This is a genomic window from Streptomyces sp. NPDC037301 (assembly GCF_055602785.1).
Window position 1 is genome coordinate 1 of sequence record NZ_JBVJWD010000103.1, and the last position, 12,121, is coordinate 12,121.

Genomic DNA, 12,121 nt, shown 5'->3' on the forward strand with positions numbered 1-12,121 from the left:
ATCCACAAGATCGGCCCTGGCCTCTACGCAGCGACTGCATGGACGTCAACACCCCTTGCGTGACCTGCGAGAACGCTAACTACCTGGCCTTGGGGGAAGGCCCTATCTGTACTTCGTTGAGCACATTCACGAATACGCCGACACCGGGTGATTTGGTCAGCGAGGACGGAAGGTGATCGCTCCCCGCCATCAGGTGACTGCTCCCGGGAGCCGGTTCACGGGTAATCACCGTGGCCGGGCAGACTGTGCTGGTGAGTAGTCGCCGTCCTTGTCCGTGTTGTGGTCATCTCGTCTTCGATGCTGACCAGGGGTGGCCTGGGTCGTATTCGATCTGTCCGATCTGCTTCTGGGAGGACGACGCGATCCAGTTCCGTTGGCCTGCCATGGCGGGTGGTGCGAACCGGACATCGTTGATCGATGCCCAGCAGTACTACCAGCAGTTCGGGGCGTGCGACGCGGGCGGCGTCGCACATGTTCGCCCCGCTGCCATCGATGAACCCCTCGATCCGAAATGGCGGCCCATCGATCTGGCCCTGGAATCCTTCGAGGACTGGGGCGCACCCGATCAGGTGCCATGGCCCAAGGATCTGATGGTGCTGTGCTGGTGGCTGCCAGAATTCTGGCGTCGAAGCTGACCGGCATCGTCAACTGAACGACGGCGGGTGGGGCTTGTCGGTGTGACCGCTGATTGCGGATTTGAGCGTGGACTCCAGTTTCTCCTTGGTCTCCTTCAGCGCCTCACGCAACCGATCACGCTCGGCCTCGGTCTCCCGCAGCCGCGCCATGTCCGCCTTGAGCCGGTCCCGCTCCGCGCGCAGGATTCTGAGCTCTGCCGTGGCCAGTTCCAGGTCGGCCGCCAGCGATTCGGCCGAGGCGTCCGAGCCCACTTCCGCCTCACGTTGTGCAGCCCCGCTCTGCTTCTTGATCGCTTCCTCGACGTGCTCGCGCAGTCCCTCGGCGTATACCAGCCAGTTCGAGACCCGTGCTGTGCGAGCGAGTCTGAGGAAGGTGATCTTCTCTCCCGTCGCGGCCATCTCGTCGAGGGTGTTGAGTACCCGGGCTCGTTTGGCTTCGCTGTCGCGGGCTCTGGCCTCGCGCAACACTTGGGCGGGGGCCCGTTTCGCCGTGGTCCCGTGCGGCGGCGTTGCTCGGACCTCGGCCGAGGAGTTGACATCGATATGCCTGGGCAACGGTTTCTCGACTCCTTCGCAGCGAGCTGGTCGATGCTGTCGCAATGGCGCCCCGACTGCCTGGTGCCGGGCCTCGAAGGCGAGCCTGAGGTGCTCAGGGCTGGTGCCGAGTGCGTTGGCGGCGGCTGTTGGTGAGAGGCGGCTCCTGATTAATTGGGCTGCGTGTTCGGTGTCGGGCAGGGGCATGTCTCGGCCGGGCAGGTCGAGGTGGTCGACCATCGCCAGGGGTGGTGACCAGGCGACGGGCTCCCTGATGTCGTGCGAGGTCAGGTAGTGCGCGGCGTGCTCGTCGAGAGCCTCCAGGAGCGACTGCGTCAAGATGACCGGCAGGTTCCTGGTCTTGTCGGTGGAGTCCAGGTTCAGCGAGCCGGAGGATGAGTAGAGGTCTGAGCCGGTCATGCGTTGGTAGAGGTATCGGCGCACTGCCGGGAGTCGGTACTGATCGCCAGGTGGCGTTCCGGTCCGGCGGCGGATGTCGATCCAGATGGCCTCGGGCAGCAGGTCGTTGCCTTTCAGTTTCCGTCGGCGGGCGTAGTCGATGGGTGCTGGGTGCTGGTCGAGGTGCTCGGCGAGAAGACAGATCGCGGCGGGTAGGTCGGTGCCGCCTCGGGCGATCTTGGAAAGGAACTTTGTGAGGGGTAGCCGTCGATCGCCGTGCAGGAGTGAGGTCGCGAGGTCGTAGCGCTGTTGCCACCAGCCCGGGAGCATGACGGTCGCGGCCAGGGCGGCCCGCCATAGGTGGTAGTTGTGGCGGTCGGAGAGGTTGGCTTGCGGAGGGAACAGCAGCAGCGCCCAGTCCAGCCAGAGCAACTGTGGCAGCGAGTGCGTCCGCGCGACGACCGTGCGGTCGCGGTGTGCTGGGGTGCGGGGTCGGGTGGTGCAGGTGCGGTAGCGAAGCCGAGGCCCTATGGACAGGTGGGGATCGACGGCTCGCCAGAACTGCTCTTCCAGGCAGGCCGAGGCCAGCCGTGTGATGCTGCGGCGTATCTGCTCCGTCGGCCCTTTCGGCATGACCGTGGCCTCCCGGTCAACCAGCGTGCGTATGGCGGTGAAGGTGGCTTCGGAGAGCGGATCGCGCACGATCTCGACCGCGCGGGTGAAGGGTCCGGCGATCACGGTCGCGTCGACCGGCGCGTATTGTGCGCTGTTCCCATGGCGTTGGCGTGCCTGCTCGATCTGCTGCCCGCAGGCGATGAAGTCGCCCGGCTCGGCCCGCAGGAGGCTGCGGGCGGCGATGGCGGTGAGATCGGTGAAGGCCTCGCGCAGGCGGGGGTCGTCGTCGCCGGCCTCGATCCGGCTCAGCAGGCCGTTGACCCATTCCTGTGCGGGCAGGACCGGGCTGCCCGGGGGCAGCGAGATGACCTCGCTGCGCGTCAGGTCAGCTCTGCAGGTCCCGCCACCGGAAGTTCGTGCCGAGCATTCATGCTGGCGCACCTGATTGCTGGTGGAGGGTCGGTGGTGCGGCCATCGCCCACAGACCGTGCAGGTGTGCGCGAGCAGCACCTGGTGGTGCGTGCAGGCGATCGACCAGGTCAGACGCCAGCGGAGGGGCCAGCGGCCGCCGCCTTCGGCCAGGCATCGCGGACAGTATCGGGAGCCGACGCCGCGACCCCAGAGCCTGACACGGCGTACCACTCGACGGGTGTCGTGCAACGCCAGCGCGGAGCCGTCGTAGCGCCGTAACGTCATGGCGTGCAGGAGGTCTGCTTCGGTGCCGGTGATCCGGGCGAGTCGGTCGGCCTCCTCTGCCGTGAGGTAGGTGGTGTAGTCCGGAGCGTGGTCGAGCCGGGTGGGAAACGGCGTTCCAGCGGCGATGAGCAGGTCACGGAGATCGATGCTGCTGCGGTGCATGATGGCGCCCAGCCACGAGTCCAGCGCCTCGCCCGGAATCGGGGGCAGGCGGATCGGCAGCGTCCGGGGCACCACCGTCATCGCCGCCCTCTGCTTTTGTTCCCGCCTTTGTTCGGCTTGCTGGTCGTCTTCCCGGAGGCGAGGGACGCCGCCCACTCGGCCAGTTGCTGCTGGGCTGCCCGGTCGAGCTTGACCTGGGCAAGCACGTTCTCGGTCAGGCACTCCTCCCCAGTGCGCATCGCGCGGAGGCAGCCGAGCCTGATCAGCGACATGAGCGAGCCGATGTGCCCACTGCAGCGGGCGTAGAGCTGGTCGGACAGGTCATCGGCGAGCATCCCGGGGTATTTGCTGGCCAGGACCAGGCGCTGTTCGAGGGAGAGCAGGAAGCGGCGCCACTGCTCGCGGCCGGGCTCATGCTCGATGCTGAACGCCTGGAGTCCCAGCGGGGTGATCCGGCGGGCCAGTTGGGGATCGTCGTAGAGCCCTTTGCCCTCAAGGTCGTGGCCGATGAAAAGGATCATCAGCGGGAATTCGTTGGCGATCGTCTTGAACTGGTTGGCCAGCTCGGTCCCGCGGCGGGAACGGAACTGGAGGAACTGCAGGTCGTCGACCAGCAGGAGCCTTGATTCACAGGACACGGCGCAGTCCAGGGCGCGCGATAGGAACGAGTTGGCGCTGCCGCTGTTGCGCCCGGCGTGGGCGAAGAACTCCAGCATCGCCCAGTTGAAGTCCTTGACCCTGGTATCGCCCATCATGCCGACCCGGATCACGGGCCAGCGCTCGTGCCCGGCCTCGGTGAACCTTCCGTACTGACCGATCAGAGTGTTGTGCACCTTCTTGGCGAACGAGAGGCCGACGGTGGTCTTGCCCAAGCCGGGGAACGCGTCGATCGCGGCCATGCCCTTGGCCTGCCAGCTGGGCTGGTGCACCCCCGCGTCGAAGATGTCAGCGAGGTCCGCGGAGAGCTCCCGAGCCTGCATGGTCTTGATCGGCCGTAGGTTGGCGAGGAACCTGCGGCGGTCATCGTTGTGGTGTTCGAGCGCCTGTGGATCGAGCGCTTTGAGGTTGGCCATGGTCAGTGTGGGCAAAACGGGTGTCTCTCTCGCCTCGGCGAACGCCGCGAAGCCTTCCTTCCTGGTGAGCGTCAGGTTGTCCAGGGGCAAGGCGCGCCATGTCGGATCCTCCGATGCCGCCGGGCCGGCTCCCGCCGTGGTCACAGGTCCTCCAGGGCGTCGGCGTAGAAGGCATCCTCGTCGAGGTCGGTGCCGCCGTCGAAGTCCTCGAAGTCGGCCGCGTCGTCATCGCCAACGTCCTGCGCGGGCGGTACTGATTCCTCGGCCACGGGCTTGTCGTCCTCGATGTTGATCACGAACGCCGCCTGATCACGAGCCATGCGCAAAGCCATCCGCCGCTCGGCCAGCGTCTGGCCGAAGCCCAGATTCCAGCGCTCGAACAAGTCGGCCGTCACCAGGCGGTCGTTGGGATGCCGGTACTGCTTCGCGGCCAGTCTGCGTCCGTAGCGCAGTGCGTCCCTGCTCATCGGCATGTTCAGGACCGGGGCGTGCTCCCAGTGCAGGACGCGCCAGCGCCGTTCCTGGTCCCGGAAGTAGGCGCGGGTGATGTCGTCCGGGTTGACCTGGAACGGCCACAGCCCGTTCGGGTAGGGGCTCGGCCGCCCGTCCTTGGGCAGCCCCGCGCCGTCGTAGCGACACCCCTCGATCTCCACCCCGTAGGGCTGGATCGTCCGCCAGGAGGTCTCCAGGAACTCCAGGCCCAGATGCGGATCCCGCGGGACCTCGATATAGCCGGCCCTGGCCATGCCGTGGGCGAACATCTGCGCTGGCGACATCCGCAGCCCGGGGACCCCTGGCTCGACCAGACTGCGGTGCGGCTTGTGGTGATAGACCGCCGAGATCCACTGGCGGATCTTGTCGGCGAGTTCGTCGAGGAAGAAGAACGCCTCGCCTTCCGGATCCACCCCGCGGGAGAAGATGTCAGGGCCCTTGTAGCCGGGCAAGCCGTAGAGCAGGTCCTGACGCAGGGTCCGAAAAAATCTTTCGATCGGCCCTTTGTCCCGGCCCGTGCGAAGTCGGACCGGCTGTATGGAGATCCCCATCCGCGCGCAGACGCTGGTCAGATGGTCGGAGACGTAGATTTTTCCGTGGTCGATGACGATCGTCTCCGGTGCCAGCGCGGGCCCGGCAGCCCGCGCGATCGGCCCCTCGATCGCCTGCGGGTCGATCAGGACCGACCGCGGGATCCCGTGCTCGGGCCAGACCGCCTCGGCCGGCCAGCTCGGCAGCACCGGCGGCGGCCGGTATGCCTGGTAGAGGACTGAAGCCGCGTCCACCGCCTTGGTGGAGACCGGCGTCAGGCGCATCCCCACGATGCAGCGCGTATACCAACACATCGCGACCGTCAGCTCGCAGTTCACCCACCGCAGTGTCAGCGGGTCCAAGGCGAACACGTCCAGCCGGGTGGTGTCCATCAGCACGTACTCACCCGGCCGGGTCGCACGCAGCCTGCCGTAAGCCTCCTTGGGCCGCCCGGCGATGTCCCTGTTCCGCTTGGTACTCAACCGGAACGTCGGATGCTGCTTCTCCAGCAGCGCCAGTGCCTCGTAAGCCTTGGATTTCGAGGGCACCGCCACCGCGCCCTCTCCGAAACGGGCGATCAGCCTTGCCCGGGTTCGGTCGATCACGGTCTTGCGCATCGGCGTGGCCTGGTCGACGTACTCGACCATCACCTCGAGCGCCGTCTCCACCCAGCGCGGATCACACCGATCCAGAACGCTCTTCGTCAACGCCGTGGTCGCCAGAGCGGCTTCACCGCCGCTCTCCAGCCCTGCCACCCAGCGGCCGATGGTGCGTACCGAGACGCCGAGCTCGTCAGCCTTGGCCTGATAGCGGACCATCTTCGGCAGCGCCGGATCGTAGCCGGGACGCGGCTCGCCCTCGCCGGCCAGCTCACGGCTGCCCGACCGGTAGCCGTAGAGGACCTCCCGGACGTGCTCGGCCCTTTCCAGCAGCTGCCGCCGTTCCTCAAGACCCAGCTGGGACAGCACGACGGACGCCAGGTCCATGTCGTCGGCCGAGGATGGCCCCGGCCCCTCGGGCACGAACTGCACTCGGTCGGAGAACAGCAGTTCCTTGACCGAGACCCGCATCAACCGGCTGAGCCTGTCTTTCAGAACGACTTCGTTGCCGGCCGTCGTGGCCGCGGTCTCGACGACCTCGACCAGTTCGCCGTCGTAGAGCATCCGGGTGCCGACTCCCAGCCTCACGGCCCCGGAGTTCACGACCGCCGCCGCAGAACGTGCGCCGAACCCAGTGGACGGTCCAGATCCGTGGTCAGCCACCCTGACCAGAGCAGATGGAACACCGACGAGCGCACCGCGTCGGGGTCGAAGACCAGGACTGAGGTGAATGCCTCGGTCAGGGTCGCGCCGTCCAGATCGGCCATCCGAAGTGCGTCCAGGAGCATCGGGTCGAACAGCCAGGCGCGGCGGTAGCCGGCCAGGAAACGCAGGTTCTCCAACAGTGCCACCGGCGGCTCGCTCCACACCTGGTAGCCCCAGCCACGTGACTCGATGACGAGTCGGCTCCAGTCGAAGGTGAAGGCGACGTCCGGGCGTGACACCCTGTGCGCCGGCTTGACGTCGACTACCAGCGGGCCCTTGGCGGTGCGAAGCAGGAAGTCAGGGATGTGCTTGCGCACCGCGCCATCGACGTGCGCGGTCATCAGGAATGGCTGTGCGACGATCCGGGACACGGCAGGGTCGAAATCCGCGAACAGTAACCGCGCCAGCTCCAGCCGGGACTCGTAGATCACCAGAGCCTGCTCCGTCGCCGACCAGAAGGACCCTGAATAATGCTTCTGGCCCAGGTACCAGCGAAACGTGCGCCAGGGGGCCGCGTCGAAGAGGTCGCTCAGCGACGCCTCACTGAAGGCGCCCTCCGCGAACGCGCTACCGTCCACGTGCCTCGCACGCAACGTCGCTGACGAAACAACACTTCCCACGGACACGAGTACATCGCCCCCTGTTGCCGCCCTTCAACCGCCACGACCACGGTGAGTCCAGGCCGCGACCGCTGTCTCAACGACGACCACGGCGTAACCCGAAAGAGTGAACGCGCTGATCAGCTGTCCTGTCGCAACGCATCTGACGAATAGCAAGCTGCTGATCTGCAGGGCTGCCATCTCGATTGAGAAACCCCGCTTCGGCGTTCTCAAATGAGATGGCTCCCGCGGAAGACATGTTCGCGGTAGAGGTGCGCCTCACTCCCTGTATGGCTGGAGGGGTTACCGAGGCAGTGTCGGCGACCAGAGCCCGGCTGCTGTCCCGCCGCGAAGATGCTGTTCGTAGGTTGAGACCTTGCCATGGATGACTTCGAGGCTCGAATTCAAGTCGTCAATCCTGGCTCGTACGTTGCCTTCGTGCTCGCGCAGCAATGCGAGGCGGTCCGGCTCGTTGCCGGGCCCCGATCGGACCAGTTCGGCGAACTTCTTGATCGTGGCGATGGGCATATCCGAGTCTCGGAGTCGGCTGCACAGCATGAGCCAGTCCACATCTGCCTGTTCGTAGGTCCGCTGTCCACCGCTGGAGCGCGGAATCTGGCGTAGGAACAGGCCCTCGCGTTCGAAGAACCGCAGTGCATGCACGCTCATTCCGGTCATCTCGGCGACCTTCCCAATGGGCAGACCACCCGTGTCCTTGCTCATCACAGCAACGTACCTTGACCTAGCGTGCAGTCTAGGTCCTAGCGTCAAAGGATGATCACGAAGCAGTTCAAGATCGGCACCGGATTCGGTGCGCACAGCACGGCCGATGATGTTCTCGCCGAAATCGATCTGGCAGGCACGACCGCCTTGGTCACCGGTGGCTACTCCGGCCTCGGGCTGGAGACCACCCGCGCTCTCGCCCGCGCAGGAGCACAAGTCATCATCCCCGCCCGCCGGCCCGCAACCGCCGAACGCGCTCTGCAAGGCGTCCCCAGGACGGAGGTGTACGCACTCGATCTGGCAGATCTGGAGAGCGTCAGAGCCTTTAGCGAACGCTTCCTGGAGACCGGCCGTTCCCTCGGCATCCTCATCAACGGCGCCGGTGTGATGGCCTGCCCGGAAACCCGTATCGGCCCTGGCTGGGAGGCGCACTTCGCGGTCAATCACCTCGGCCACTTCGCGCTTGTCCAGCGCCTCCGTCCGGCTTTGGCCTCTGGGGGGTCCCGGGTGGTGTCCGTAGCTTCGTCCGGTCATTTCCTGTCCGACATCCGCTGGGACGATATCCACTTCCGCACCGGCTACGACCGCTGGCTGGCCTATGCCCAGTCCAAAACCGCCAACGCCCTCTTCGCTCGGCACCTCAACAGCCTCGGCACCGACATGGACCTGCATGCCTTCGCGGTGCACCCCGGCAGCATCCTCACACCGTTGCAGCGTCACATCCCTCGCGACGAGTGGCTCGCACAAGGCTGGGTGACCCCGGACGGAGAGCCGGCCGCAGGCTTCAAATCCGCAGAGCAGGGCGCGGCGACAGCCGTATGGGCGGCAACGTCACCGCTGCTCGACGGCCACGGAGGCGCCTACTGCCAGGACTGCGACATCGCGGAACCGGCTGCCACCGACGACATGCTCATCGGCGGAGTCAAACCCTGGGCCACCAACCCCGACGCGGCATCCCGGCTCTGGGAACTCTCCGGCAGACTCATCGGGCTGAACGCGTTCTGATGAAGGCGAACCGGCTCCGATAAAGGCAGTGAAGGCTCAAGAGCTGTTCCGCTCATACTCGGCGGCGGGCACTCGTTCGCTCGCCGCCGAAGGCGTGCAGGGCCGGTCCGAGAGCGAGAGAAACTCGCAGCTCAGAACGGTACGCCCTGAGAATCCGCCCACTCTGGATGAGAACGATTGAGAATCTGTCAACTGGACCGCGACAGGACACCAGCACTTCCACGCGGCTTGTCCAATTAGGCATCTGCTAGACATAGTGGTCCAGAATTGGACACCGAAACGCGGAACCTACAGTTGCGGTCCAGATGGAAGTCGTAGAAGGTCCGCAGCACCGTCTTTATCTAGTGCTGTCAAGTCTTGATGCAGTTCAGGCCCCTGTTGCTTGTTAAGGGAAGTTAGGCATGTTGCTGGGCGTCGATGCCCCCGCGGGAACGGGGTTTGTGACGGATCTTGTGAGCTATCGCCGCATTTCAGAGGCACACCCGCGCCGTTCTGCCAGCGGTGAACACCGGCCCGACCGGGCTCGACGATCACTACGGTCCAGTCTCATGACGACGATTACAACGCGCACGGTCGAGTACCCGGCCGACGGTCTGACGATGATCGGGCACCTCGCGCTCCCGGCCGGTGTCGACCGCCGGCCCGCGGTGCTGCTCGGACCAGAAGGCATGGGGCTCAGCGACGTCGAGCGCCGCCGAGCCGATGCGCTCGCCGAGCTGGGTTACGTAGCGCTGGCCTTCGACCTTCACGGCGGGCGCTATTTGGGTGACCCCGAGGAGATGCTGGCCCGTTGCATGCCGCTGCTCGCCGACCCCGACCGGATGCGGGGCATCGGCCATGCGGCTCTCGACGTGTTGCGCGCCGAACCGCGGACCGACCCCGACCGGATCGCCGCCGTCGGCTACGGCACCGGGGGCGCCGTCGGGCTGGAACTCGGGCGCGTCGGCGTCAACCTGCGCGCGATCGGGACAGTCAACGCACTGACCACGGGCCGACCGGGCGAGGCGGCGCGCATTCGCTGCCCGGTGTGGGCCGGGGTCGGGTCGGAAGACCCGATCATGCCGCCCGCGCAACGGGACGCGTTCACCGCCGAGATGCAGGCCGCGGGCGTCGACTGGCGCCTCGCGGTCTACGGCGGCGCCTTGCACGCCTTCCACCACCCGCCGGTCGACCACCCCGTGGTCCCTGGCGTCGGCTACCACCCACAGCACGCGCAGCGCGCCTGGCACGACGTCATCGACCTGCTCGCCGAGTGCCTGCCCGTAACGGAGTGATCTGGTCAGCAACCGCGATTTCGGGCCGCGAGCCAGGCCGGTAGACCGCCACCGGCTCCGGTTTGTGGGACATCACCGCAGCTCAGAGAAATTGTGACGAGGTGCTCTGCGAGGGCGTTCCCACTCGGCGGCCGGAACCGGCTCCGCCCGATGACAGGGCTCATCCGGCTTCCGGGGCATCCGGGTTGGCGTTCTCCCTGCGCATCATCCTGCGCAGGCTCACGCGAGCCGCGTCCCGGTCCTCCTCCGCCCCGCCAAGCTTCTCCTCCCACTCGGCCTTGCCCCGAGTCAGCGCGTCTCTCTCGGCGGTCAGCTCGGCGTTCTGGCGGCTGAGCTCGTCGATGCGTGCCACCAGCTCGCCCGTGCCGACCTGGTCGAGTTGCTGCCCCAGTTGTCGTCGCACGGCGTCCTTGAGCTTGTCCCGCTCCTCCCGCAGTGCGGTGATCTCCTGGCGAGCCAGCGCCAGATCGGTCTTCAAGCCCGCCGAGCTGACGGAAGCCCCTGTGCTGGGCTTCCGCGGGTGCACGGCCTGCCGAGCGCGGGCGGCGTCGATGTGCTCACGGACGCCCTCAGCGTAGACCAGCCAGTTGGACACCCCGGCGGTCTTGGCGACGGCCGCGAAGGTGACGGGCTCGCTGCGGGCGACCATGTCGTGCAGTACCGCCAGGACTTTGGTCCGCTTGGTCTGGCTGTCGCGGAGACGGGCTGCCTTGAGGACCTCGGCGGGGACACGCTTGCCGCTCATTGGGCACCGCCCGGCTGCTGGAGGACGGTCAGTGGGAGCAGGTTGCGGCCGTTCGAGGCGCGGGTCTTGCGCAGGATCTTGCTCGCCTCTTCAATCTCGGTCCGCTCCTTAGCGGTCAGATCCTCGATCTTCCTCTTCATGTTGGCGGCGACGCGCCTGTAGGCGTCGATCTCCTCGTTCATGTTCCGGATCACCCACTCCGCGGCGTCCAGTGCCTGCGCGGTTTCGCGTTCAGCCTTCATGGTGCGGATGTGATCCTCGATGACGGGCAGGTAGGACGGGTCGGGCCGGTAGAAGTCGCAGCCCGCGCAACGGAAGCGGAGCGGGCATGCCTTCCCGCCGGCCTTGACGTTGCTGGGCTCGACGCAACCGCCGAACGGCGCCGCCACGGAACTGCGCTCGTAGGCGGCGTTGGAGGGCATCGGCGCCGGGCGTCCGCCACGGTTCAGGGTGTGCTTGCGTACCACCTCGACCGCTGCCCGCTTCCGCTTGAGCGAGACCTTGTAATACCCAATCGTCGTTTTTGCGGGCGGGCGGCGAAGTCGGCTTTGACGGCCAGCCGGTCGAACAGGTCCTTGACGTTGGGGTACTTCATCGGCTGCCCGAGCGGGGCCCGGAAGAGGTTGACGAACACCATCTCGCTCTCGGCGGCCTGCGGGACCTGGCCCCGCTCGTAGACGTACTCGGCGTACAGGCCCGCCACGTCCGGATCGACCGGGATCCACCGCGGGCTGCGGGCCTTCGCCAGCGCTCCGTTGCTGTTCATCCTCCGCCGCACGTGCACGTGCCCGCCGGAGACCTGGCAGCCCAGCGCTGAGGAGTCCGGCAGCAGGTGCATATCCTGGCGGTGCAGCCCCAGCGCCTCCCCGATCCGCATCCCCGTCGCCCCCAGCAGATAGACCAGGAACCGGTCCCGTGCCCGGACGGTCAGCGCGAGCAACTGCGCGAACTGCTCGTCGCTCAACCACTCGTAGCCCGGCAACGCCACCCGGAACTTGATGGTCTTGGCCTCTACCGTGCGGAACTGCCCGTCCTCGCCGGGGCTGTAGCCGGGCGGCAGGAACGACAGGTACTTGGTCCCGGACAGCAACGACGCCGTCGCCGGCGCCACCCAGCCGAACGGGACGCAGAACCTCAGGAACTCGCCCACCGTCGTCAGGATACTGGCTCGCCGTGGCCTTGTCCCGGTAGCGCGGCGTCGCACTGGACCGCGGACCCCGGGGCGGCAGAGGCTCCTTCACTAGTGCCGCATCAGGCAACGTTTGCCCTGTTGTGATGTGACGCGCCGTCCGGATGCTGTGGTGGACGGCGCGTGGGCGTCATTCTGTCCGGGT

11 protein-coding genes are annotated in these 12,121 nt (G+C 66.7%); 3 read left to right on the forward strand and 8 right to left on the reverse strand.

The features are described 5' to 3' along the window. Positions 1-251: 251 nt before the first annotated feature. Positions 252-635: a CPCC family cysteine-rich protein gene (locus ACZ7IB_RS47640; RefSeq protein ID WP_470921513.1), complete on the forward strand. Its 384-nt coding sequence runs from the start codon at positions 252-254 to the stop codon at positions 633-635. 9 nt (positions 636-644) lie between these two features. On the opposite strand, the gene ACZ7IB_RS47645 is transcribed toward ACZ7IB_RS47640, so the two are convergent. The 5 genes from ACZ7IB_RS47645 to ACZ7IB_RS47665 form a co-directional block, all read right to left on the reverse strand. Then, a complete protein-coding gene (locus tag ACZ7IB_RS47645; RefSeq protein ID WP_470921496.1) occupies positions 645-3,122 on the reverse strand; it encodes a DUF6262 family protein in 2,478 nt (825 codons plus the stop codon). Then, a complete protein-coding gene (locus tag ACZ7IB_RS47650) occupies positions 3,119-4,258 on the reverse strand; it encodes a TniB family NTP-binding protein (protein WP_470921498.1) in 1,140 nt (379 codons plus the stop codon). The genes ACZ7IB_RS47645 and ACZ7IB_RS47650 overlap by 4 nt, the downstream gene beginning before the upstream one ends. Further along, positions 4,255-6,324, reverse strand: a complete 2,070-nt coding sequence (locus ACZ7IB_RS47655) for a transposase family protein (RefSeq protein ID WP_470921499.1) — start codon at positions 6,322-6,324, stop codon at positions 4,255-4,257. The genes ACZ7IB_RS47650 and ACZ7IB_RS47655 overlap by 4 nt, the downstream gene beginning before the upstream one ends. A gap of 11 nt (positions 6,325-6,335) precedes the next feature. Then, complete coding sequence (locus ACZ7IB_RS47660; RefSeq protein WP_470921501.1) at positions 6,336-7,019, reverse strand: TnsA-like heteromeric transposase endonuclease subunit; 684 nt, start codon at positions 7,017-7,019, stop codon at positions 6,336-6,338. A gap of 324 nt (positions 7,020-7,343) precedes the next feature. Then, complete coding sequence (locus tag ACZ7IB_RS47665; protein ID WP_470921503.1) at positions 7,344-7,763, reverse strand: MerR family transcriptional regulator; 420 nt, start codon at positions 7,761-7,763, stop codon at positions 7,344-7,346. A gap of 51 nt (positions 7,764-7,814) precedes the next feature. Here ACZ7IB_RS47665 and ACZ7IB_RS47670 point away from each other — a divergent pair, with 51 nt between their 5' ends. Continuing rightward, on the forward strand, positions 7,815-8,768 hold the full coding sequence (locus tag ACZ7IB_RS47670) for an SDR family NAD(P)-dependent oxidoreductase (RefSeq protein ID WP_470921504.1): 954 nt from the start codon (positions 7,815-7,817) through the stop codon (positions 8,766-8,768). A 548-nt stretch (positions 8,769-9,316) separates the two neighbouring features. After that, positions 9,317-10,042 (forward strand): dienelactone hydrolase family protein, encoded by a 726-nt coding sequence (locus ACZ7IB_RS47675; RefSeq protein WP_470921506.1) that lies wholly within the window; start codon positions 9,317-9,319, stop codon positions 10,040-10,042. 160 nt (positions 10,043-10,202) lie between these two features. On the opposite strand, the gene ACZ7IB_RS47680 is transcribed toward ACZ7IB_RS47675, so the two are convergent. From ACZ7IB_RS47680 to ACZ7IB_RS47690, 3 genes are read right to left on the reverse strand one after another with little or no spacing between them, the layout of a single operon-like run. After that, a complete protein-coding gene (locus ACZ7IB_RS47680) occupies positions 10,203-10,787 on the reverse strand; it encodes a DUF6262 family protein (RefSeq protein WP_470921508.1) in 585 nt (194 codons plus the stop codon). Then, positions 10,784-11,209 (reverse strand): hypothetical protein, encoded by a 426-nt coding sequence (locus ACZ7IB_RS47685; RefSeq protein ID WP_470921510.1) that lies wholly within the window; start codon positions 11,207-11,209, stop codon positions 10,784-10,786. The genes ACZ7IB_RS47680 and ACZ7IB_RS47685 overlap by 4 nt, the downstream gene beginning before the upstream one ends. A gap of 23 nt (positions 11,210-11,232) precedes the next feature. Then, a complete protein-coding gene (locus ACZ7IB_RS47690; protein WP_470921511.1) occupies positions 11,233-11,937 on the reverse strand; it encodes a tyrosine-type recombinase/integrase in 705 nt (234 codons plus the stop codon). Positions 11,938-12,121 lie beyond the last annotated feature (184 nt).